Source organism: Brevundimonas sp. KH_025 (genome assembly GCF_057839885.1).
The window spans coordinates 1371998-1393493 of record NZ_CM174501.1 but is presented as its reverse complement, the minus strand read 5'-3'; the positions used below and the strand labels follow the sequence as shown (position 1 = coordinate 1393493).

The window sequence follows — 21496 nt, the reverse complement described above, 5'->3', positions numbered from 1 at the left end:
GCGCTATTTCGCCGCGCCGGACGCCATTGCCGATGCGGCTTCCAGAGCCCCTGCAAGAACTTCGTCCCCGTCCCAGCGCGCCATTCGGGCCAGTTCCAGCGCCATGGCGGTGACGTACTCCCGCACCGGATAGTCATTGAGATCGGGGGCCGCTCGTCCCGTCGTCGAAACACCTTGCTGCAGCGGCACCTGGTCGCCTTGGCTCGACATCGTCTCGCTCCTGATTGCAGTTGCGAATAATGCACAACCTTTAGTGGCTCGCAAGACGTGTCAAACACCCTCAGGTAGACGTCGTTCATCCATGCGATTGACTTCCCTCGCGACGCCAACCACGTTCGCGCCCCGATTTCCCGAACAGAGCGCCATGAATCTCGTCATCGTCGAGAGCCCCGCCAAGGCCAAGACCATCAATAAATACCTGGGCTCCGGCTACGAGGTGCTGGCTTCCTACGGCCATATCCGCGACCTGCCGTCCAAGGACGGCTCGGTCCTGCCCGACGAAGATTTCGCCATGCAGTGGGAGGTCGACGCCAAGGCGTCCAAGCGCCTGTCCGAGATTGCGGAGGCGGCCAAGCGCGCCGACCGCGTTATTCTCGCGACCGACCCCGACCGCGAGGGAGAGGCGATCAGCTGGCACGTTCTGGAAGTCCTGAACAAGAAGAAGGCGCTCAAGGACACCGAGGTCCAGCGCGTCACCTTCAACGCCATCACCAAGGCCGCCGTGCTGGAAGCCATGGCTAATCCGCGCCAGCTGGATATGGAGCTGGTCGAAGCCTATCTGGCCCGCCGCGCGCTCGACTATCTGGTGGGCTTCAACCTGTCGCCCGTCCTGTGGCGCAAGCTGCCCGGCGCCCGCTCGGCCGGCCGGGTGCAATCGGTCGCCCTGCGCATCGTCGTCGATCGCGAGATGGAGATCGAGAAGTTCAAGGCCCAGGAATACTGGTCGGTCGAAGCCGATCTGGTCGCCGACAGCCCGCCCTTCACCACCCGCCTGGTCAAGCACGCCGGCAAGCGCATCCAGCGCCTGGACATCCCGACCGAGGCAATGGCCTTCGCCGCTCGCGACGCCATCCAGTCCGGCGACTTCACTATCAAGTCCGTCGAGAAGAAGCCGGCCAAGCGTTCGCCCGCGCCGCCCTTCACCACCTCGACTCTGCAGCAGGAAGCCTCGCGCAAGCTGGGCTTCACCGCCCAGCGCACCATGCAGGCGGCGCAGAAGCTGTATGAAGGTGTCGACGACACCGGCGGCCTGATCACCTACATGCGTACCGACGGCCTGTTCGTCAGCCCCGAGGGCATCGCCCAGGCGCGCGAGGTCATCGCCGACCGCTTCGGCCCCGCCTACGTCCCGGCCGAGCCGCGCTATTACAAGACCAAGGCCAAGAACGCCCAGGAAGCGCACGAAGCCATCCGCCCGACCAACATCGCGCGCCATCCTGACAGCCTGCGTCTCGAAGGCGATCTGCAGCGTCTCTACGAACTGATCTGGAAGCGCATGGTCGCCTCGCAGATGGAGAGCGCCCGCCTGGACCGCACCACGGTCGAGATCGAGACGCCCGACGGCCAGACCGGCCTGCGCGCCACCGGCCAGGTCGTCGCCTTCGACGGCTTCATCGCCGCCTACGAAGAAGGCCGCGACGAGAAGCAAAAGGGGTCCGAGGACGAAGAGGACGAGGGCGGCCGCCTGCCCGCGCTGAAGGAAGGCGCCAAGGCCAAGGTCGAGGCCGTCCGCGCGGACCAGCACTTCACCGAGCCCCCGCCGCGCTTCTCGGAAGCCACCCTGGTCAAGAAGCTGGAAGAACTCGGCATCGGTCGCCCCTCGACCTACGCCTCGATCCTGACGACCCTGCGCGACCGCGAATACGTCCGCATGGACAAGAACCGCTTCTATCCCGAGGACAAGGGACGGCTGGTCACGGCCTTCCTGGAACAGTTCTTCAGCCGCTGGGTCGAATACGACTTCACCGCCGCGCTGGAGTCCCAGCTGGACGAGGTCTCCGCAGGCGAACTGGACTGGAAGGCGCTGCTGCGCAGCTTCTGGACCGACTTCCACGCCGCGACCCAGGCCGCCGGCGAGCTTCGCACCACGGCCATCCTGGATCACCTGAACGACGCCCTGGGCGCGCACATCTTCCCGGACAAGGGCGACGGGTCGGACCCGCGCGAATGCCCCCTGTGCCATCAGGGCCAGCTCAGCCTGAAGACCAGCCGCTTCGGCGCCTTCATCGGCTGCTCGCGCTATCCCGACTGCAAATACACCCGCCCTGTGGCTTCGCCTGACGGCGCCGAAGGCGGCGCGGACGGCGGCGACCGCGAACTGGGCGCCGATCCGGCGACCGGCCAGCCGGTGCAGCTGAAGATCGGCCGCTTCGGCCCCTATGTCGAAACCACGCCGCCCGGCGAGGAAAAGCCGAAGCGCTCGTCCCTGCCCAAGGGCTGGAGCCCCGCATCCCTGACGCTGGACCAGGCCCTGCGCCTGCTGGCCCTGCCGCGCGAAGTCGGGGTTCACCCCGAGGACGGCAAGATGATCACGGCGGGTCTGGGGCGTTACGGTCCGTTCGTCCTGCACGCCGGCACCTACGCCAATGTCTCTGACATCGACGAGGTGTTCGAGGTCGGGATTAACCGCGCTGTCGCCCTGCTGGCTGAAAAACGCGCCGGTCGTCCCGGTCGCGGCTCGGCCACGGCCCCGCTGAAGGAACTGGGCGCCCACCCGGAAGACGAAGCCCCCGTTCAGGTCATGGCCGGACGCTTCGGTCCCTACGTCAAATGGGGCAAGGTCAACGCCACCCTGCCCAAGGGCGTGGCGCCCGAAGATCTGACGCTGGAAGACGCCCTGCCCCTGCTGGCCGCCAAGGCCGGCGCGGCGCCGAAGAAAAAGGCGGCTGCGGCCAAGAAGCCGGCCGCGAAGAAGGCTCCGGCCAAGGCCGCCGCCGAGAAGAAACCTGCAGCTGCGAAAAAACCTGCGGCCAAAAAGCCGGCCGCGAAGAAGGCCGCGCCCAAGAAGACGGCCGACGCCGAGTAGGATCGCGACGGCGCCTCCCGGTTCGCCCAGCGGGCCGGGAGGTGTCTAGCGGCCCGCTACCAGCTCGTTGCGAACCCGACGCCCCAACGGATCACGCCCCGGCCAGGTCTGACCCACCGACGCTTCCACCAGGGTCGTGCAGAACCGCGACAGCAACATCCGCGGTCTGATCCCGTTCAGGCAGACGCGCTCGCCCTCGATGGCCCAGCGCGCCGTCAGTCGGCGCCCGTCGGAAAAAGCCGCCCGATAACTGCCGTCCCGGTCAAACCAGTGCTTCACCCACGCCCCATCAGGATAGTGGGAGATCACGGTGTTTCCGAAAGCTGATTCCATCTCCGCCTGGGCCGGCAGCGCAGTCGCGCAACAGGCCGCCAAGGCGAACGCAAGCGTTTTCATACGCATACGACAACCCTTCCCTTCCCCAAGGCGACATTACAGACGTGTAAGGTTTTGCCAACCGCCTGGTTCCCGAACGGAAATACTTGACTGAGGCGTAGGGGTTTCCATATACCGCCGCAGGCTCGGAATAGGACTGGCGATGCGCGCCGCCCACTCGCCCACGAGGGGCGGTTCCGTAAGCCGAAGACGTTACGACGTTTCCTCCGTCCTCAAGGTTACATGACAGAATTCACCAAGCTGGGCCTTTCGGCCACGACCCTGCAAGCGGTCGCCGATACGGGCTACACCGAAGCCACCCCCATTCAGGCCTCCGCCATCCCGGTGGCCCTGGCCGGCCGCGACGTCCTGGGCATCGCCCAGACCGGCACCGGCAAGACCGCCGCCTTCACCCTGCCGATGATCGACCGCCTCGGCTCCGGCCGCGCCCGCGCTCGCATGCCGCGCGCCCTGGTCCTGGCCCCGACCCGCGAACTGGCGGATCAGGTCGCTGAAAACTTCGCCAAATACGCCAAGGGCACCAAGCTCAGCTGGGCGCTGCTGATCGGCGGCGTGTCCATGGGCGATCAGGTGGCCCTGCTGAACAAGGGCGTCGACGTCCTGATCGCCACGCCGGGCCGTCTGCTGGACCTGTTCGAACGCGGCAAGATCCTGCTGACGGGCGTTGAGATGATGGTCGTCGACGAGGCTGACCGTATGCTCGACATGGGCTTCATCCCCGACATCGAGCGCATCTTCAAACTGACGCCGCCCAAGCGCCAGACCCTGTTCTTCTCGGCCACCATGCCGCCCGAGATCACACGCCTGACCACGCAGTTCCTCAAGGATCCGACCCGGATCGAGGCCTCGCGTCCGGCCATGACCGCCGACACCATCACCCAGTATCTGGTCCGCATCCCGACCAGCGATCCCAAGGCCAAGCGCACGGCGCTGCGCGCCCTGATCGAACGGGCCGAGGTCAAGAACGGCATCGTCTTCTGCAACCGCAAGTCGGAAGTCGATATCGTCGCCAAGTCGCTGAAGACCCACGGCTTCGACGCCGCGCCTATCCATGGCGACCTGGACCAGTCGCTGCGGATGAAGACCCTGGCGGACTTCCGCGCCGGCGATCTGAAGATCCTGGTGGCCTCGGACGTCGCCGCGCGCGGTCTGGACATCCCCGATGTCAGCCACGTCTTCAACTACGACGTCTCGCACCACGCCGACGACTATGTGCACCGCATCGGCCGCACGGGCCGCGCGGGCCGCAAGGGCGAGGCCTTCATGATCGTCACCCCGTCCGACGACAAGTCGTTGGATAAGGTGCTGAAGCTGATCAAGATGGAGCCGCAGGAGCTGACGCTGGAAGGCATCGACTTCGCCGCCATCAAGGACCGCCCCCGCACCGACGACGCCAAGGGTCGCGGCCGCAGCCGCAGCGACCGTCCTCGCCCCATCCCCAAGAGCGACAACGTCGCCTCGATGGAGCCGATCGCTCGCGCAGCGCCGAAGGCCGAAGAAGCCGCCGAGGAGGCTCCGCGCCGTTCGCGCAGCCGCCGCGCGCCGCGCACCGAAACTGCTGAAGTCGCCGCCCAGGTTCCGGCGACGACGCCGGACGCCCAGACCGCTTCGGCCGAAGTCGCGCCCCAGCGTCGTGAACGCACCCGCGATCACGCCCCGCGGGAGCCAAAGAAGCCCGAAAAGCACAAGGAGCAGCCCGTCCAGGCCGCTCGCGGCGGTTTTGGCGACGACGTTCCGGCCTTCCTGCGTCGCCCTGTGATTTTCTCGGACTGACAGCCAATTCGTCAGACGTGGTTTCGCATTTAACTGCTCATTACGGATCACCGGCCTAGAGTTCCCTTACTGGAACTAGGGGCGCGAGAATCAGAATGACGGCGCAGGTCGAAACCACGCTTCGAGGCCCGGACGCCTATGGGCTGGCGCACCGCGTGGTGGATGCGATGCAAGAGGCCTCGGTCTGGCCGACGCCTCTGAATTTTGAACTTTGGCTGCACTACGTCAGCGATCCGGAAGGACCGCTGGGCCGCGAGATTCATCGCCTGCTGGCCGGCGACACGCCCTTCACTGACGCCACTGCTGAAATGCTGGCCGCCGAATTCCTGCCGCGCGGCCGACTGTCGGAAGAAATTCGCGACGTCGGCGCGGTCCTGAATCGCGAACTCGCCGCCGTCGCCGAAGCCATCGACAACGCGCGCAAGACTCAAGCCTCCTATGGCGAAACCCTGACCAGTGCGTCCGCCAAGATGGAAGGCGCCGAAGACGCCTCGGTCCTGACCGCCATCGTCACAAGCCTGTCCTCCGCCACGCGCAAGGTCCAACGGCACACTTCGGCGCTGGAGAAGCGCCTGGAGTCCTCCAACCGCGAAGTCGTCCGCCTGCGCGAACACCTAGAGCAGGTCCGGCGCGACGCCATGACCGACGCCCTGACCAATCTGGCCAACCGCAAGACTTTCGATGAGCAATTGGCCCGCGTCTGCGAGGAAGCGGAAGAAGGCGGCAAGGGCGTCACCCTGGCTATCGTCGACATCGACCACTTCAAGCGTTTCAACGACACTTGGGGTCACCAGACGGGCGATCAGGTGCTGCGCTACGTCGCCAGCGTCCTGGGCCGCATCTCGCGCGCGCCTCGCGTCGCCGCCCGTTATGGCGGCGAAGAGTTCGCGGTCATCTTCCCCGGCGAGACGCCTGGAACCGTTGAGGCCGCACTGAACGCCATTCGCGAGGAAATCGCCTCGCGCTCGTTGCGGCGCCGCTCCACCAACGACGACCTGGGCGCCGTGACCATTTCGGTCGGTTTCGCTGAGCGCCACGCCGGAGAGACAGCCCTGGCCCTGCTTGAGCGCGCCGATGAAGCCCTCTACGCCTCCAAGCGTGGCGGCCGGAACCGCGTCACCAACGCCGAAACCCTGGCGCGCGCCGCCGCTTGACGGCTGTCGCAAAACCGAAGCCGCATGGCATAGTGCCGACATGAGAAGCTTGGCTTTCTGTGTCGCCTATTGGGCGCTGTCCATCACCTACGGCCTCGCCGCAGCCTTCGCCGCGCTGGCGCCCGGGCGCGGCGCGACCAGTTGGATCATTCGCCGCTATGTCCGGCGGATGGTGCAGGCGATGAACCTGCTCGCCGGCATCAAGATCAAGGCGCGCGGCAAGGAGCGTCTGCCGCAAGGCGCCTTCATCATCGCGTCGAAGCATCAGAGCTGGGGCGACGGCTTCGCCACCTATGACCAGTTCGACGATGTGGCCTTCGTCACCGGCGACCACCTGGAGAAATTCCCCCTGCTCGGCACGGTGCTGAGAAAGCTGGGCGCCATCGTCGTCAACAACTGCGGCGGCCATGCCGCACGCGCCGCGTTGAAGGAACGCGCCGCCGACGCCCATCGCGAAGGCCGCAAGATCCTGATCTATCCCGAAGGGCATCTGGCTCGCGTCGGCGAGAAGTTCCGCTACCGCTCGGGCGTCTGGCACATGTACCGCGACTTCGACATGCCTGTGGTGCCGCTGGCCACCAACCTGGGCCTGTTCTGGCCGCTGGACGGCTTCGAGAAGCACCCCGGCGCGGCGACGCTGGAGTTTCTCGAGCCGATCCCAACCGGCCTGCCCAAGGGCGAGTTCCTGGCCCGGCTCGAAGCCGCCGTCGAGGGAAAGACCGCCGAACTGATCGCCGAGGCGACCGGCCAGCCGCTCGCCCACGCCGTGCAGGTTCCGTCGCCCAACGAGGCGGCGCTCGTGACGGCGGCTGCGGCGGCTTAGGCCGCCGGGATCACCGCGCCGTCGTACTTCCTGGCGATGAAGTCCTTGACCGCCTGGCTGCGCAGGGCGGTCGCCAGGGCCTGAACGCGCGGGTCGTTCTGGTTGTCGGGGCGCGCCACCAGATAGTTCACATAGGGGCTGTCGGCGCCTTCCAGCGACAGGGCGTCGGTCTTCGGCTTCAGCCCGGCGTCCAGGGCATAGTTGGTGTTGATCACCGCCGCATCGACCTGGGGCAGGATGCGCGGGATGGTGGCGGCCTCGACCTCCTGGAACTTCAGTCCCTTGGGGTTGGTCGCCACGTCGCGCACGGTCTGCAGCGGATTGGTCGGGTCGCGCAGGGTGATCAGGCCCGCGCTCTGCAGCAGCAGCAGCGCCCGCCCGGTGTTGGACGCATCGTTCGGCAGCACGACCTGCGCCCCGTTCGGGATCGCCGCCAGCGCGGCGTGCTTCTTGGAATAGACGCCCAGCGGCTCGACGTGGACGCCGGCGACCGTCACCAGATCGGCGCCCCGCGCGATATTGAACTCGTCCAGATAGGGCTTGGTCTGGAAGTAGTTCACATCCAGCCGTTTTTCAGACAGTTGCACGTTCGGCTGAACGTAGTCGTTGAAGACCTTGACCTCGATCGGCACGCCCTCTGCGGCCAGGATCGGCTTCACGACCTCCAGAATCTCGGCATGCGGCACGGCGGTCGCGCCAACCAGTAGAGGCGCGCCCTCGGCGCCCGCTTTCTTGTCCGCGCCTTGGCCGCAGGCGGCAAGCGTCAGGACAGCGACGGCGGACAGCAGCAGCGAACGGCGGATCATGGGGCAGGCTTTCGAAAAATCAGCGGTGCGAAACCTTAGCGACCAGACGGTCGCCGATCATCTGCAGAATTTGTACGAGGATCAGCAGAAGAACTACGGTCACGACCATGACATCGGTCTGGAACCGCTGATAGCCGAAACGCACGGCCAGGTCGCCCAGCCCGCCCGCCCCGACCACGCCCGCCATGGCGGTGTAGCTGACCAGGGCGATAGCCGTGACCGTGGCCCCGGCGATGATGCCCGGCATGGCTTCGGGCAGCAGGGCCCGCGTGACGATCTGAAAGGTCGAGCCGCCCATGGCCTGGGTCGCCTCGACCACGCCCTTGTCCACTTCGCGCAGCGCCGTCTCGACCAGACGCGCATAGAAGGGTGCCGCCCCCACGACCAGCGGCGGAATGGCCCCGGCCACGCCCAGCGAGGTGCCGACCAGCAGCACCGTCACCGGCAGCATGACGATCAGCAGGATGATGAAAGGCACCGAGCGGAGCACGTTGACGATCAACGACAGCACGGCGTTCAGCACCGGATTGGCCGCCAGCCGTCCCTTGCCCGACAGATAGAGCAGCACGCCAAGCGGCACGCCCAGTATCACGGTCAGCACCAGCGACCCGCCCAGCATCAGCAGGGTGTCCGCCGTCGCGCGGCCGATCTCGGCCCAATCGACATTCTCGAACATCAGGCGCTCTCCCCCAAGATGCTTTCAACTTCCACGCCGCGCGCGGTCAGTTGCGCCACCGCCGTCTCGGCGTCGCCGCCGGTAAAGGCCACGACCAACTGGCCATAGGGCTCGCCCCGGATACGGCTGATGCGGCCCGACAGGATCGAATAGTCCACGCCGACCGAGCGCGCGACGCGGCTCAGCTCCGGCTCATAGGTCGAGCCGCCGCGGAAAGTCAGCTTGGCCAGACGCGCCCCGACCGGCACGACCGAGGCGTCGAACGCCTCTTCGCCCTCGGCCAGCATGGCGCGGGTCACGGGATGCTGCGGGTGCAGGAAGACGTCGGCCGTCGCGCCCTGCTCCACGATCTTGCCGTCCTTCAACACGGCCACCCGATCGCAGACGCGGCGCACCACCTCCATCTGGTGGGTGATCAGGACGATGGTCAGACCCAGGTCGCGGTTCAGCCCGTCCAGCAGGGTCAGGATGTCCTCGGTCGTCTCCGGGTCCAGCGCGCTGGTCGCCTCGTCGCACAAAAGGACGCTGGGACCGCAGGCCAGGGCGCGGGCGATGCCGACGCGCTGCTTCTGACCGCCGGACAGCTGGGCCGGATGCTTCCTGGCGTGTTCCGCCAGACCCAGTTGGGTCAGCAGTTCCGCCGTGCGCGCCTTCACCTCGGCCTCGGGCCGCCCCTCCAGCCGCAGGGGAAAGGCGACGTTGTCCTCGATGGTCTTGGCGTTCAGCAGGTTGAAATGCTGGAAGATCATGCCGATCCGGCGCCGTGCGGCGCGCAGCTCTGCGGGCTTCAGCGCCGTGATCTCCTGATCGTCGACGAAAATGCGGCCCGCGTCGGGCGTCTCCAGCCGATTGATGGCGCGGATCAGGGTCGACTTGCCGGCGCCCGAACGCCCGACCACGCCGAACACCTCGCCGCGCCCGATGGTCAGGTCCACGGCGTCCAGCGCCGTGCGCTCGCCCGCCGCGCTGCGATAGCGCCGGGTCACACCCTCCAGTCGGATCATGTCAGTCGGCGTCCAGGGCGGCGGCGGGGATGATGGTCACGCTCTCGCCGCAGCCGCAGGCGTCGGTTTCGTTCGGATTGCGGAACACGAATTTCGAGGCCAGCTTGGTCGTCTCGTAGTCGATCTCGCTGCCGATCAGGAACAGCACGGCCTTGGGCTCGATCAGGATGGTGACGCCCTTGTCCTCGACCACCTCGTCCAGCGGCTCGATCTGCTCGGCATAGGCGAAGGTGTACTCCTGCCCGGCGCAGCCGCCGTTCTTCACCCCGACGCGCAGGGCGACATAGGGCTTCGCCGCATTGGCCATGATCTCGCGAACGCGCTCGGCGGCGGCGTCGGTCAGGGTCACGGCCTTGGGCCGGGGGCGGCGCGGTCGGGCGGCGGTCTGAAGCTCGGTCATCGACGCATCCCTAGAACATGTTCAGGGCCAGCTTGGCCTCGTCGCTCATCTTGGAGGAGTCCCACGGCGGATCGAACACCAGATTGGCCTTGGCGCTGCGCACGCCCTCAACCTTCTTCACCGCATCCTCGACCCAGCCGGGCATTTCGCCCGCCACGGGACAGCCCGGCGCCGTCAGCGTCATCTCGATCAAGACGTCGCGGTCGTCGGAGACATCCACCTTGTAGATCAGGCCCAGCTCATAGATGTCGACCGGGATTTCCGGGTCGAACACCGTCTTCAGCGCCTCGATCAGGTCGTCAGTCAGCTTGTCCAGCTCAGCCTGAGACAGGGCGCTTTTCTGCGGCTCGTCCCAAGTCGCGGCGAAGGCGTCGCTGTCGCTGATGGCGTTGTCGGTCTTGGCGTCCATACTCGTCACACGAAGAAATTCCGCGCCTTGATCAGCGCATCCACGAAGGCGTCTGTATCCTCCACGGTGTTATATAGGGCGAAACTGGCGCGCGTGCTCGAGGTCACGCCCAGTCGGTTGGCCAGGGGTTCGGCGCAGTGCAGACCGGCCCGCACGGCGACGCCGTAGCGGTCCATGATCTGGGCCACGTCATGGGCGTGCGCGCCCTCGACCGCGAAGGTCAGCAGCGCGCCCTTGCCCTCGGCCTCGCCCAGAACCCGCAGCCAGCCGGCGTCGGCCAGCCGCGAACGCGCGTGGTCGTAGAGCGCCATCTCGTGCGCAGCCACGGCCGCCCGGTCAAAGCCCGACAGCCATTCCAGCGCCGCGCCCAGACCGACGGCCTCCAGGATCGCCGGCGTGCCCGCCTCGAACCGATGCGGCGGCTTGGCGTAGGTGATGCGGTCCTTCGTGACCGTCTCGATCATCTCGCCCCCGCCTTGATAGGGCGGCAGGCTCTCCAGAGCCTCGGTCGTGCCGTAAAGCGCGCCGATCCCGGTCGGGCCGTACAGCTTGTGGCCCGTGATCACATACCAGTCGCAACCGACCGCCTGAACGTCCGGCGTCGCATGGACCGCGCCCTGGCAACCGTCGACCAGCACCCGCGCCCCGGCCGCGTGGGCCAGACGGGTGATCTCGGCGATCGGGTTGATGGTCCCCAGGACGTTCGACATGTGGGTGACGGCGACGACTTTCGTCCTCGGCCCCAGCAGCTCGGCATAGGCCGCCATGTCCAGCGAGCCGTCGTCGTTGATCGGCGCCCATTTCAGCACCGCCCCCTTGCGCTCGCGCAGCAGGTGCCACGGCACGATGTTGGAGTGGTGCTCCATCTCGGTGACGATGATCTCATCGCCGGGCTCGATGCTCAGACCGATGCCGTTGGCGACCAGATTGATCGCCTCGGTCCCGCCCTTGGTCCAGACGATGTTCTCGCCCGACGGCGCGTTCAGGAAGCGGGCCACGATCTCGCGCGCCGCCTCGAACGCCTCGGTCGCCTCGTTCGACAGAGTGTGTAGGCCGCGGTGGACGTTGGCGTAGCTGCCCTCCATCGCGCCGACCATGGCGTCGATCACCGCCCGCGGCTTCTGCGCCGAGGCGGCGTTGTCCAGATAGACCAGCGGCTTGCCGTTCACCTGTCGCGACAGGATCGGGAACTGCGCCCGCGCGGCGTAGGGGTCGAACGTTTTCACAGGCGAGCCGTCAGCCATTCGCGCACAACCTCCTTCGCCGCCTCGTCCTCGATGCGGTCGACGACCTCGATCAGGAAGGCCTGGGTCAGCAAGGCGCGGGCCTCGTCGGCCGGAATGCCGCGCTGCTGCATGTAGAATAGGGCGCTCTCGTCCAGCGTCCCGACCGTATTGCCGTGCGCGCACTGCACGTCGTCGGCATAGATGATCAGCTCCGGCTTGGCGTCGACTTCGCCGCGCTCGCCCGCGATCAGGGCGTGGTGGCCCATGCGGGCATCGGTGCCGTCGGCCCCGCGCTCGACGATGATCTTGCCCTGGAATACGCCGCGCGCCGTGTCGTGGACCACGCCCTTGGTCAGTTGGCTGGTCATGCCGTCGGCGGCGGTGTGATCGACCACGGTCGTCAGGTCAGCGTGACGCGCCCCCTTCAACAGATAGAGGCCGTCCAGCCGCACGTCCGCGCCCTCGGCGCCGTGGCTTACTTGCGTCTCCAGACGCTGCAGCTTGGCGCCGGTCGTGACGATGGTCTGACGATACAGGCCGCCGGCCTCGACCCGCACCACGGCGTTGGTGACGGAAATGGCGTCTTCCGGCTCGTCCACCAGCACGATGCGCGTGACCTCGGCGCCCGCCGGGACGTCCAGTTCTACGCGGTTATGAGCGACATAGGCCGAGCCCGCGCCCTCATGGCTTTCCAGCAGCAGCAGCTTGGCGCCCGCTCGCGCCGCGATCCGCACCGAGGCCGTGTGGCCGGTGTTCACCGCGTCCGAGACAAAGCGCAGGCGCAGCGTCTGCGCGCCCGCCGCGACAAAGGCGTCCGCGCCGGTCGCCCGTCCGTTGGCGAAGGCCAGAGCCTCGCCACCCAGCGTCGCAAAAGGCCCCTCGCCGCTGACGGCGATTTGGCCCGACGGTTCCGGTGCTTCACGAAGCCAACGCTTCAGGTCGCTGTATTTCCACGCTTCCGTGCGCCGCGAGGGAAAGGTCTCGGCGTCCTTCAGGTCGATCTGAACGGCGTTCACGCGGCGGTCGGCAGGAACTTGTCGTACCCTTCCGCCTCCAGCTCCAGCGCCAGTTCAGGCCCGCCCGAGGCGACGATCCGGCCGGCTGCCAGCACGTGCACCTTGTCCGGTTTGATGTAGTCCAGCAGGCGCTGATAGTGGGTGATGATCAGCATCGACCGGTCGGCGCGACGCAGGGCGTTCACCCCCTCCGACACGATGCGCAGGGCGTCGATGTCGAGGCCCGAGTCCGTTTCGTCCAGGATCAGCAGCGACGGCTCCAGCAGGGCCATCTGCAGGATTTCCATTCGCTTCTTCTCACCGCCGGAGAAGCCGACGTTCAGCGGCCGCTTCAGCATATCGAAGTCCATCTTCAGCGCCTGCGACGCCGCCTTGACCTGCTTCAGGAAGGCGGGGGCCGAGACCTCCTCCTCGCCGCGCGCCCGCTTCTGGGCGTTCAGCGCCGTGCGGATGAAGGTCATGGCCGGTACGCCGGGGATCTCCATCGGGTATTGGAAGGACAGGAAGACGCCCGCAGCCGCACGCTCGGCCGGGTCCAGACCCAGCAGGTCCTGCCCGTTCCACGAGGCGGAACCGTCCGTGACTTCATAGCCGGGACGGCCCGACAGGCTGTAGCCCAGCGTCGACTTGCCGGCCCCGTTCGGCCCCATGACAGCATGGACTTCGCCCGCCGGCACTTCGAGCGTCAGGCCCTTGAGGATCGGCTTGTCAGCGACCGAGACGTGGAGGTTTTCAATCTTGAGCATAGTTCTTCTTTACCCGACCGAGCCTTCGAGGCTGATCGCCACTAGTTTCTGCGCCTCGACGGCGAACTCCATCGGCAGCTTCTGCATCACGTCGCGGACGAAGCCGTTGACCAGCAGGGCCACCGCCTCTTCCTGCGACAGGCCGCGCTGCTGGGCGTAGAAGAGCTGGTCTTCCGACAGGCGGGTCGTCGTCGCCTCGTGCTCCAGTTGGGCCGAGCCGTTGCGGGCCTCGATGTAGGGGATGGTGTGCGAGCCGCACTCCTTACCGATCAACAGGCTGTCGCACTGGGTGAAGTTGCGCACGCCCGTCGCCTTGGGATGCACCGAGACCAGGCCGCGATAGGTCGAGTCCGACTTGCCCGCCGACACCGCCTTGGCGATGATCCGACTCTTCGAGTTCTTGCCCAGGTGGATCATCTTGGTGCCGGTGTCGGCCTGCTGATGCCCGTTGGTGATGGCGATGGAATAGAACTCGCCCGAGCTTTCCTCGCCCTTCAGGATGCAGGACGGGTATTTCCAGGTGACGGCCGAACCGGTCTCGACCTGGGTCCAGCTGACCTTCGACCGGTCCCCCCGGCAGTCCGCGCGCTTGGTGACGAAGTTGTAGATGCCGCCCTTGCCCTCGGCGTCGCCGGGGTACCAGTTCTGAACCGTCGAGTATTTCACCTCGGCGTCGTCCAGCGCCACGATCTCCACGACCGCCGCATGCAGTTGGTTCTCGTCGCGCATCGGCGCGGTGCAGCCTTCCAGATAGGAGACGTAGCTGCCCTTGTCGGCGATGATCAGGGTCCGCTCGAACTGGCCGGTCTGGCTGGCGTTGATTCGGAAATAGGTCGACAGCTCCATCGGGCAGCGTACGCCCGGCGGGATATAGACGAAGGACCCGTCCGAAAAGACAGCGCTGTTCAGCGCCGCGAAATAGTTGTCCGACACCGGCACGACCGATCCCAGGTACTGACGCACCAGATCAGGATATTCGCGCAAAGCCTCGGAAATCGGCATGAAAATCACGCCAACCTTGGCCAGCTCGGCCTTGAAGGTGGTCACGACGGAGACGCTGTCGAACACGGCGTCCACGGCCACCTTGGGCGCGCCCTGCACGCCCGCCAGCACTTCCTGCTCCTTCAGCGGGATGCCCAGCTTTTTGTAGACTTCCAGAATCTCGGGATCGACCTCGTCCAGCGACTTCGGCCCCTCCTTCTGCTTCGGCGCGGCGTAGTAGAAGAGGTCCTGATAATCGACCGGCTCGTACTTCACCGCCGCCCAGGTCGGCTCTTCCATCGCCAGCCAGCGCTCATAGGCGGCCAGACGCCATTCCAGCATCCATTCCGGCTCGCCCTTCTTCTCGGAGATGAAGCGGATGATGTCGGCGTTCAGGCCGCGCGGCGCATATTCCGTTTCGATGTCCGAGGTGAAGCCATGCTCATACTTTTCCAGAGCGGCGACAGCTTCGACAGTTTCCTTAACAGCAGCCATGACTTACGCGACTTCCTTCACGCGCTCGAGCACGCGCGCTTGATGCTTGTTCCAGGCGGAGACCCAGGCGTCGGCGAACCGATCCCAGTCCGCCTCGGTCGTTCCCCAGCCCCCGGAGACGCGCACGCCCCCGGTCGCCAGATGATCCAGGCCCATGGCGCTGATCGTCTTGGACGGCTTGACCTTGCCCGACGAACAGGCCGAGCCGGCCGAGACCATGACCCCGACCAGATCCAGCGTGATCAACTGCTGCGGGCTGTCCCAGCCTTCGACGGTCATGAACAGGGTGTTGGGCAGACGCGCAACCGCGCCGCCGATGATGGTTGCGCCGGCCGCCTTGACCCTGGCCTCGGCCGCGTCGCGCCAGGCGGCGTGGGCCATGGCCTCGTCCAGATCGCGCGCCGCGCAGTCGGCGGCGGCGCCGAAGCCGGTGATGCCCGGCACGTTCTCGGTCCCGGCGCGCAGGCCGCGCTCCTGACCCGCGCCATGCAGGATGCGCACAGCAGCGACGCCTTCCTTCAGCACCAGAGCGCCCACGCCCTGCGGCCCGCCCAGCTTGTGCGCCGACAGGGTCAGGCTATCCGCGTCCAGCGCCCGCATGTCGACCGGCACCTTGCCCGCCGACTGGATGGCGTCGACGTGCAGCCAGCCGCCCGCCGCGCGGACCAGAGCCGCCGCCTGAGCGATCGGCTGAATCACGCCGCTTTCATTGTTCGCATGATGGATGGCGACCACGGCCCGGCCCGGACGCTTCAGCGCCTCGGCCAGCCAGGCCAGATCGACCACGCCGTCGGCATCGACCGGCAGCACCTCGACCGGCGCGCCCGACGCCGTCGCCGCTTCAGCCACGCAAGGATGCTCGGTTGCGCCGACGATCAGCCGCTCGCAACCCGCCGCCAGAGCGCTGACGACAGCCTGGGCGTTGGATTCCGTGCCGCCCGAGGAAAAGACGATCGCCGTCGGATCGGCCCCAACCAGATCGGCCACCTGAGCCCGCGCCGTCTCGATGCGCGCGCGGGCGCGGCGGCCGGCGGCGTGAACGGCCGAAGGATTTCCGTTGTCAGCCAATGCCTTGGCCATGATCTCTTGCACTTCAGGACGAACCAGGCCCGAGGCGTTGTAATCCAGGTAGACGCTCATGCCGTCGCCTCCATGCCCGCGGCAGCCGCGGCGGCGCCCATGCGCGCCTGGCCGGTGCGGTTCTGGATCACGTCCTCCAGACTGACGCTGGCGAGATAGCGGTGGATCTCCCGCCCCAGATCCTCCCACAGGTGGTGGGTGATGCAGCGCTCGCCCTTGATCATGCAGCCCTTGGGCGATCCGGCGCCGACGCAGCGAGTGGCGCGGATCGGCTCATCCACCGCCAGAACGATCTCGGCGACGGCGGTTTCACAGGCTTCACGGGCCAGGCGATAGCCCCCACCGGGGCCGCGCACGCTCTTGACGAGGCCGCTTTTGCGCAGCCGCGCGAACAGTTGCTCCAGATAGCTGAGGGAGATCTCCTGGCGCGTCGCGATCTCGGCCAGCGACACCGCCCGATCCGCGCCATTGCGCGCCAGATCGGCCATCGCCATCACGGCGTATCGTCCCTTTGTCGACAGGCGCATCGAAAGCCCTCAAAAATCTCGCGCTTTTCAGGGCTCATGTGCTAGAACCCGCGCCCTCGCAGACAAGTGCGCCACGCAGGGCGGACTTAGAAAGTCCTACTGCGTTGGTCAAGTATTGTCCGCCCGCGAAACGACAGTTGAAGACAGGATTCCGCTGATCCATGCCTGAAGTCATTCTTCCCGGCGCCTCGGGCCGCATCGAAGGCCGCTATTCGCCCGGCAAGCGCCCGAACGCGCCGATCGCCCTGATCCTGCACCCCCACCCCAAGGCGGGCGGGCATATGAACAACCCGGTCGCGGTGACGCTGCACCAGTTGTTCGTCCAGCGCGGCTTCGCCACCCTGCGGTACAACTCGCGCGGCGTCGGCAAGTCGCAGGGCGAGTTCGACAGCGGCATCGGCGAGCTGGCCGACGCGGCCACGGCCCTGGACTGGCTGCAGGCCAACAACCCCGCCGCGACCCAGACCTGGGTCGCCGGTTATCAGTTCGGCGCCTACATCGGCATGCAACTGCTGATGCGCCGCCCCGAGACGGACGGCTTCATTTCAGTGTCGCCGCCCTCGAACATGTACGACTTCAGCTTCCTGGCCCCCTGCCCGGCCTCCGGCCTGTTCCTGCACGGCACCAACGACACCGTCGTTCCGCCGGTCGAGGTCGAGCGCGTGGTCAACAAGCTGCGCACGCAAAAAGGCATCGTCATCGATTATGAACTGGAAGAAGGCGCGAGCCACTTCTGGCAGGACCACATCGGCGCGGTCGAGCGTCGCGTCGGCGCCTATCTGGACAAGCGCCTGGAAGAAAACCCGGCCTGATCCGACTTCATGTGTCGACCCGGGTTTCGGCCCGGGTCTTCCACATCGACCACAGAATACCCGCGGCCAGGATGGTGGCCGTCACGACGAGCGAGATCGCCGGCGGAAACTTCTCCAGCCCCATCAGCGGCGCGGCGACGACCTTCCCCCCGATAAAGACCAGCAGGATGGCCAGCGCCTGCTTCAGATAGGCGAAGCGGTGGATCACCGCCGCCAGCGCGAAATACAGCGCCCGCAGCCCCAGAATGGCGAAGATGTTGGACGTGTAGACGATATAGGGGTCCGTCGTGATGGCGAAGATCGCCGGCACCGAGTCCACGGCAAAGATCACGTCGGCGACCTCGATCGTCATCAGGGCCAGGAACAGAGGCGTGGCGCGCCAGACCAGCCTTCCCGCCGTGCTTGTCTCGCGCACGAAAAAGTGCGAGCCGTCCAGCCGATCTGTTACCGGCATGCGTCGGACCAGCCAGTTCACGACCCCCCGCCCCTCCGTCGCCTCCTCGCCGGGACTGGTGGCGATCATCCGACCGCCGGTGAAGATCAAGAAGATGGCAAAGAGATAGAGCGCCCACTCATAGCGGCTGATGAGAGCGGCCCCGGCGGCGATCATCACCGCCCTCAGCACGATGACGCCCAGCACGCCCCAAAACAGGACGCGATGCTGATGCAGACGCGGAACGCCGAAGGCGCTGAAAATCAAGGCGATGACGAAGACATTGTCCATCGCCAGGCTCTTCTCGATGGCGAAGCCGGTCAGATAGTCCAGTCCGCTGTCCGCCCCCAGCCTGACCCAGACCCAGCCCCCGAACAGCAGGGCGACCGCAATGTAAAAGCCCGACAGCAGCAGGCTCTCCCTGACGCCGATCTCATGCGCCTTGCGGTGCAGCACCCCGAGATCGAAGGCCAGAAGCCCCGCGACCATGACCAGAAAACCCACCCACATCCAGGCGGGCTTGCCCATCCACTCCAGCGTCAGAACATCCATCAGCGCCTCTAGACCGCATCTGTCGCCGCCGTCCAAACGGACGACCGGCGCGGCCCGACATCACGACCTGAGCCGCCAGAGGGACCCGGTCCGCTGAAGGATCAACGCAACACGCGCGGGGATGTTCACCCCGCGAGCGCTACGGCGTGCAGGGCGGATAGTGGGCGAAGTTGGTCTCGTATTCCGCCAGGGTCTGATGAAATCCCATCTCGGCCCGGCGTTTGTCGGCGTTGGCCGGGTCTTCCAGGTTCTCACGGTCAATGACCCAGCGGCCGTCCTTGCAGGTCATCTGCGTGCCGTAACGCTGCGGACGATTCTCGTTGACGGCCAGACGGTCGTACATGAGCCCGAACCTCTGACCATGAACTTCGCCAGCTGCGACCAACGGCTCAAGAACCGGTACAAAGCGCCGCCATTGTTCGACGTCGGAGTGCTGAATGATGAGGAAGGCCGCGCCAGCCGCCCGGTCGCCATAGACGCTTTCCAGAAACCAGCCCTCAGGCGGCAGCATGGCCAGAATTTGGGTCAGATGGGTTCGGTCGAGTTCCTCGATAGGCGCCCAGGCCGCCGCCTCAGCCGCCTTCCGCTCCTCCTCCGGCAAACCGCTGACATCGACCGAGATCGAGGCGCGCCGACCAACCTGATCCAGCAGCCCCATCCGCTCCAGTTTCTCTCGGTCGTTGGCCGCTGGCGGCAGGGCCGCCTGACGCGATTTCTCGGCCTCGATTGCGCCTTTCACCGCCTGGATCAGGGCTGTCGCCGGGTCACTGGGCGTGGCTGCTTCCGAGTTCGCCTGCGGCCCTTGCGAGCCAAGCAAGGCCAACGCCAACGCGATTCCAATCATCTACCCCTCCCGATTTTGGAGATAGCGCCCGGTTCTGATGGCCGAATTTTGGCGTATCAGTGCTCGCCTTCCGCCGCAGCGATCGCCGCCGGACGGTGCCCCCGCACGCACCAGACGACGCTGACGACCATCAGGATCATGGCGACAACCTCGATCACGGTCGGCCCGCGCCCTTCCCACAGGAAGCCGTAGAGGAAGGCGAACAGGGTTTCGGACACGATCATCTGGCCCAGCATGGTAAGGGGCAGCAACCGGCTGGCCTGGTTCCAGAAGGCGTTGCCAATGATCGAGGCGAAGACGGCGACGCCGAGACTGACCCCGATGAACCGCACCCAGGCTTCGCCGGACCAGACGCCCATGGTCAGCACCGCCGGAACGGCCAGCAACAGCGCGAACCCGCCTGTCACCACGCCGGTCAGCAGGGACCAGTCATGGGGCGAGACATCAGGCAGACGTCCCATCCAGCGGCTGTTGCCGACGGCGAAAGCCGACCACGACAGAAGAGCCGCCAAGGCGCAGGCCAGTCCGATCAGGGTCTGGACGCCGTCATGCGCCCCGCCGCCCGTCTGGCTCAGGGATTCCCAGCCGATCAGACCGACCGCCAGGGCCGCGACCGCAATGGGCGGCGCCACGCGCGCCAGCGGCGGCGAATCCTTGTCCTTCAGCCCCCACAGCGCCACCACGACCGGCACCATGCCGACGATCAGGGCCGAAGCCCCGACGCCCGCGAAATGGACGCTGACCACCAGGAAGACGAAATAGACGATGTTCCCGGCCAGGCTCAGCCAGGCCAGCGCCCGCCACGCCTTCCAGTCCAGCGCCGCCGTGACCCGCCGCCAGCGCGGGGCGACCAGCAGGGCGGCGATCAGGCCATAGGCGAGGTAGCGCCCCGCCGTCAGCATCATCGGTGACGCCTCGGGCGCGACCTTGGGCGCCAGAAAGACCAGCCCCCACAGGGCCCCGGCCGCGATACCGCTGGCGACGCCCCAGAACCGCTGGGACTGCATCAGGCTCACTGTTCGCCGGGCTCCACGATGCGGCCGCCGGTCATGGGTTCGGCCACGCCGGTCGTGCCGGGGAAACTGATCGGCAGACCCAGCAGGCAGCGCGCGGCCAGGAAGGCGAAGGCCTCAGCCTCGATCGAGTCGCCGCGCCAGCCCTCGTCCTCGGCGGTCGTCACCGGCACGCCCGCCCGCTCGCGGATGGCCGCCAGCAGGACGGGGTTATGGCGTCCGCCGCCACAGGCCACGACCTTGGTCGGCCGTTCGGAACAGCGCGCCACGCCCAGCGCCGCCGCCTCGGCCGCAAAAGCCGTCAGCGTCGCCGCCGCGTCTTCCAGCGACAGATGCATAACCGGGTCCAGCGAGAAGTCGAAACGATCCAGCGACTTCGGTCCGGTCGCCGCGAAATAGGGATGGGCCAGATAGGCGTCCAGCACGGCCTGATCGACGGTCCCCGCCGCCGCCAGCTTGCCGCCCTCGTCCATCCGCTTCTTGCCGCGCGACTGGACCAGCAGGTCGACCATGCCGTTGGCCGGGCCGGTGTCGAAAGCCTCCAGCCCCCCATCGGCGCGGATCAGGGTGATGTTGCCCACCCCGCCCAGGTTCAGCACGGCGACCGGCCCGCTCAGGCCCGCCTTCTTCACCAGGGCCGCGTGATAGATCGGGGCCAGCGGCGCCCCCTGCCCGCCCGCCGCCACATCCGCGCTGCGGAAATCATAGGCCGTACGCACGCCCAGCCCCTCGGCCACGCTCAGGGCGTCGATCAACTGGACCGTGCGGCCGGGCAGTTCCGGCGTCGGCGCCTCGTGCAGCACCGTCTGGCCGTGCACCCCGACAATATCCAGCCCGCTGGCCTTGACCCCGTTCACCGCCATGAAGCCGAGCGCCGCCGCCAGATGGGCGTCGGCCACCGCCATGCGGGCGTCCTCGAAGCTGCCGGGCTCCTCCTCGTCACGCTCCCAGTCCAGGGCGTCCTCGATAGCGTCCTCAACGATGGCGCGGGTCTCGGCGTCCAGCTTCATCTCGCCGGCGGGGCCGAAGCTGAGGATGTTCTCGCCGTCGGTTTCGATCACCGCCATGTCCACGGCGTCGAGCGAGGTGCCGGTCATGAAACCGAGCACGCGAAGGGTCTTTGTCGAGGAGGAGGTCGTCATGCCGGGTTGACTGCCACGTCGCGCACGCCGTAGCTAGCGCCCATGATCGCCGCCCGCGCCATTTCCGGCCTGTATTACCGTTCGCTGAGCTAGCGAGCGGCCGCGATCTCGTGCCGCCTTCGCTGGCGGCACGGCTTTCCGAAAGGAAGACGGCCGCCGGCAT

The 21496-nt window shown here is 66.9% G+C and carries 22 protein-coding genes; 5 read left to right on the top strand and 17 right to left on the bottom strand.

The window, feature by feature from the left end:
- Nucleotides 1-3: 3 nt before the first annotated feature.
- Nucleotides 4-210: a hypothetical protein gene (locus AC3IS2_RS06995; RefSeq protein ID WP_489199925.1), complete on the bottom strand. Its 207-nt coding sequence runs from the start codon at nt 208-210 to the stop codon at nt 4-6.
- A gap of 154 nt (nt 211-364) precedes the next feature.
- Here AC3IS2_RS06995 and topA point away from each other — a divergent pair, with 154 nt between their 5' ends.
- Nucleotides 365-3025, top strand: a complete 2661-nt coding sequence (gene topA / locus AC3IS2_RS06990) for a type I DNA topoisomerase (protein ID WP_489199924.1) — start codon at nt 365-367, stop codon at nt 3023-3025.
- Between the two features lie 45 nt (nt 3026-3070).
- Here the strand turns inward: topA and AC3IS2_RS06985 are convergent, their stop codons facing one another.
- Nucleotides 3071-3427: a hypothetical protein gene (locus AC3IS2_RS06985; RefSeq protein ID WP_489199923.1), complete on the bottom strand. Its 357-nt coding sequence runs from the start codon at nt 3425-3427 to the stop codon at nt 3071-3073.
- A gap of 216 nt (nt 3428-3643) precedes the next feature.
- Here AC3IS2_RS06985 and AC3IS2_RS06980 point away from each other — a divergent pair, with 216 nt between their 5' ends.
- The 3 genes from AC3IS2_RS06980 (at nt 3644) to AC3IS2_RS06970 (ending at nt 7171) form a co-directional block, all read left to right on the top strand.
- On the top strand, nt 3644-5194 hold the full coding sequence (locus AC3IS2_RS06980; protein ID WP_489199922.1) for a DEAD/DEAH box helicase: 1551 nt from the start codon (nt 3644-3646) through the stop codon (nt 5192-5194).
- A gap of 95 nt (nt 5195-5289) precedes the next feature.
- On the top strand, nt 5290-6348 hold the full coding sequence (locus AC3IS2_RS06975; protein ID WP_489199921.1) for a GGDEF domain-containing protein: 1059 nt from the start codon (nt 5290-5292) through the stop codon (nt 6346-6348).
- A gap of 40 nt (nt 6349-6388) precedes the next feature.
- Nucleotides 6389-7171: a lysophospholipid acyltransferase family protein gene (locus tag AC3IS2_RS06970; protein WP_489199920.1), complete on the top strand. Its 783-nt coding sequence runs from the start codon at nt 6389-6391 to the stop codon at nt 7169-7171.
- Here AC3IS2_RS06970 and AC3IS2_RS06965 read toward each other — a convergent pair.
- Genes AC3IS2_RS06965 through AC3IS2_RS06915 form a run of 11 tightly spaced genes read right to left on the bottom strand, consistent with a single transcriptional unit; the run spans nt 7168 to nt 16537 of the window.
- Nucleotides 7168-7977: a MetQ/NlpA family ABC transporter substrate-binding protein gene (locus AC3IS2_RS06965; protein WP_489199919.1), complete on the bottom strand. Its 810-nt coding sequence runs from the start codon at nt 7975-7977 to the stop codon at nt 7168-7170. The genes AC3IS2_RS06970 and AC3IS2_RS06965 overlap by 4 nt on opposite strands.
- Nucleotides 7978-7996: 19 nt before the next feature.
- The gene (locus AC3IS2_RS06960; RefSeq protein ID WP_489199918.1) at nt 7997-8653 is read right to left on the bottom strand and encodes a methionine ABC transporter permease; all 657 of its coding nucleotides are present in this window, start codon (nt 8651-8653) and stop codon (nt 7997-7999) included.
- Nucleotides 8653-9657 carry a methionine ABC transporter ATP-binding protein gene (locus AC3IS2_RS06955; RefSeq protein WP_489199917.1) on the bottom strand — a complete coding sequence of 335 codons (1005 nt, stop codon included), beginning with the start codon at nt 9655-9657 and terminating at the stop codon, nt 8653-8655. Before AC3IS2_RS06955 ends, AC3IS2_RS06960 begins: the two co-directional genes overlap by 1 nt.
- A 1-nt stretch (nt 9658) precedes the next feature.
- Entirely contained in the window at nt 9659-10057 is a 399-nt protein-coding gene (locus tag AC3IS2_RS06950) for a HesB/IscA family protein (protein ID WP_489199916.1), read from the bottom strand.
- 10 nt (nt 10058-10067) lie between these two features.
- Nucleotides 10068-10466: an SUF system Fe-S cluster assembly protein gene (locus AC3IS2_RS06945; protein ID WP_489199915.1), complete on the bottom strand. Its 399-nt coding sequence runs from the start codon at nt 10464-10466 to the stop codon at nt 10068-10070.
- Nucleotides 10467-10471: 5 nt separating this feature from the next.
- Nucleotides 10472-11710 carry an aminotransferase class V-fold PLP-dependent enzyme gene (locus AC3IS2_RS06940; protein WP_489199914.1) on the bottom strand — a complete coding sequence of 413 codons (1239 nt, stop codon included), beginning with the start codon at nt 11708-11710 and terminating at the stop codon, nt 10472-10474.
- Nucleotides 11689-12708, bottom strand: a complete 1020-nt coding sequence (gene sufD, locus AC3IS2_RS06935) for a Fe-S cluster assembly protein SufD (protein WP_489199913.1) — start codon at nt 12706-12708, stop codon at nt 11689-11691. The genes AC3IS2_RS06940 and sufD overlap by 22 nt, the downstream gene beginning before the upstream one ends.
- Complete coding sequence (sufC, locus tag AC3IS2_RS06930) at nt 12705-13454, bottom strand: Fe-S cluster assembly ATPase SufC (RefSeq protein ID WP_489199912.1); 750 nt, start codon at nt 13452-13454, stop codon at nt 12705-12707. Before sufC ends, sufD begins: the two co-directional genes overlap by 4 nt.
- Nucleotides 13455-13463: 9 nt before the next feature.
- Complete coding sequence (gene sufB, locus AC3IS2_RS06925; RefSeq protein WP_489199911.1) at nt 13464-14930, bottom strand: Fe-S cluster assembly protein SufB; 1467 nt, start codon at nt 14928-14930, stop codon at nt 13464-13466.
- A 3-nt stretch (nt 14931-14933) separates the two neighbouring features.
- The gene (locus tag AC3IS2_RS06920) at nt 14934-16070 is read right to left on the bottom strand and encodes a cysteine desulfurase family protein (protein WP_489199910.1); all 1137 of its coding nucleotides are present in this window, start codon (nt 16068-16070) and stop codon (nt 14934-14936) included.
- Nucleotides 16067-16537 (bottom strand): Rrf2 family transcriptional regulator, encoded by a 471-nt coding sequence (locus tag AC3IS2_RS06915; protein ID WP_489199909.1) that lies wholly within the window; start codon nt 16535-16537, stop codon nt 16067-16069. Before AC3IS2_RS06915 ends, AC3IS2_RS06920 begins: the two co-directional genes overlap by 4 nt.
- 161 nt (nt 16538-16698) lie before the next feature.
- Between AC3IS2_RS06915 and AC3IS2_RS06910 the strand changes: the two genes are divergently transcribed.
- Nucleotides 16699-17349: an alpha/beta hydrolase gene (locus AC3IS2_RS06910; RefSeq protein ID WP_114816512.1), complete on the top strand. Its 651-nt coding sequence runs from the start codon at nt 16699-16701 to the stop codon at nt 17347-17349.
- Between the two features lie 7 nt (nt 17350-17356).
- Here AC3IS2_RS06910 and AC3IS2_RS06905 read toward each other — a convergent pair whose 3' ends face one another.
- The 4 genes from AC3IS2_RS06905 to AC3IS2_RS06890 form a co-directional block, all read right to left on the bottom strand.
- A complete protein-coding gene (locus tag AC3IS2_RS06905) occupies nt 17357-18334 on the bottom strand; it encodes a TerC family protein (RefSeq protein WP_489199908.1) in 978 nt (325 codons plus the stop codon).
- Nucleotides 18335-18473: 139 nt separating this feature from the next.
- Nucleotides 18474-19178 carry a DUF6624 domain-containing protein gene (locus AC3IS2_RS06900; RefSeq protein WP_489199907.1) on the bottom strand — a complete coding sequence of 235 codons (705 nt, stop codon included), beginning with the start codon at nt 19176-19178 and terminating at the stop codon, nt 18474-18476.
- A 56-nt stretch (nt 19179-19234) separates the two neighbouring features.
- Nucleotides 19235-20185, bottom strand: coding sequence for a DMT family transporter (locus AC3IS2_RS06895; RefSeq protein WP_489200114.1), 951 nt, complete (start codon nt 20183-20185; stop codon nt 19235-19237).
- A 5-nt stretch (nt 20186-20190) separates the two neighbouring features.
- The gene (locus tag AC3IS2_RS06890) at nt 20191-21333 is read right to left on the bottom strand and encodes an anhydro-N-acetylmuramic acid kinase (RefSeq protein WP_489199906.1); all 1143 of its coding nucleotides are present in this window, start codon (nt 21331-21333) and stop codon (nt 20191-20193) included.
- Nucleotides 21334-21496: the final 163 nt, after the last annotated feature.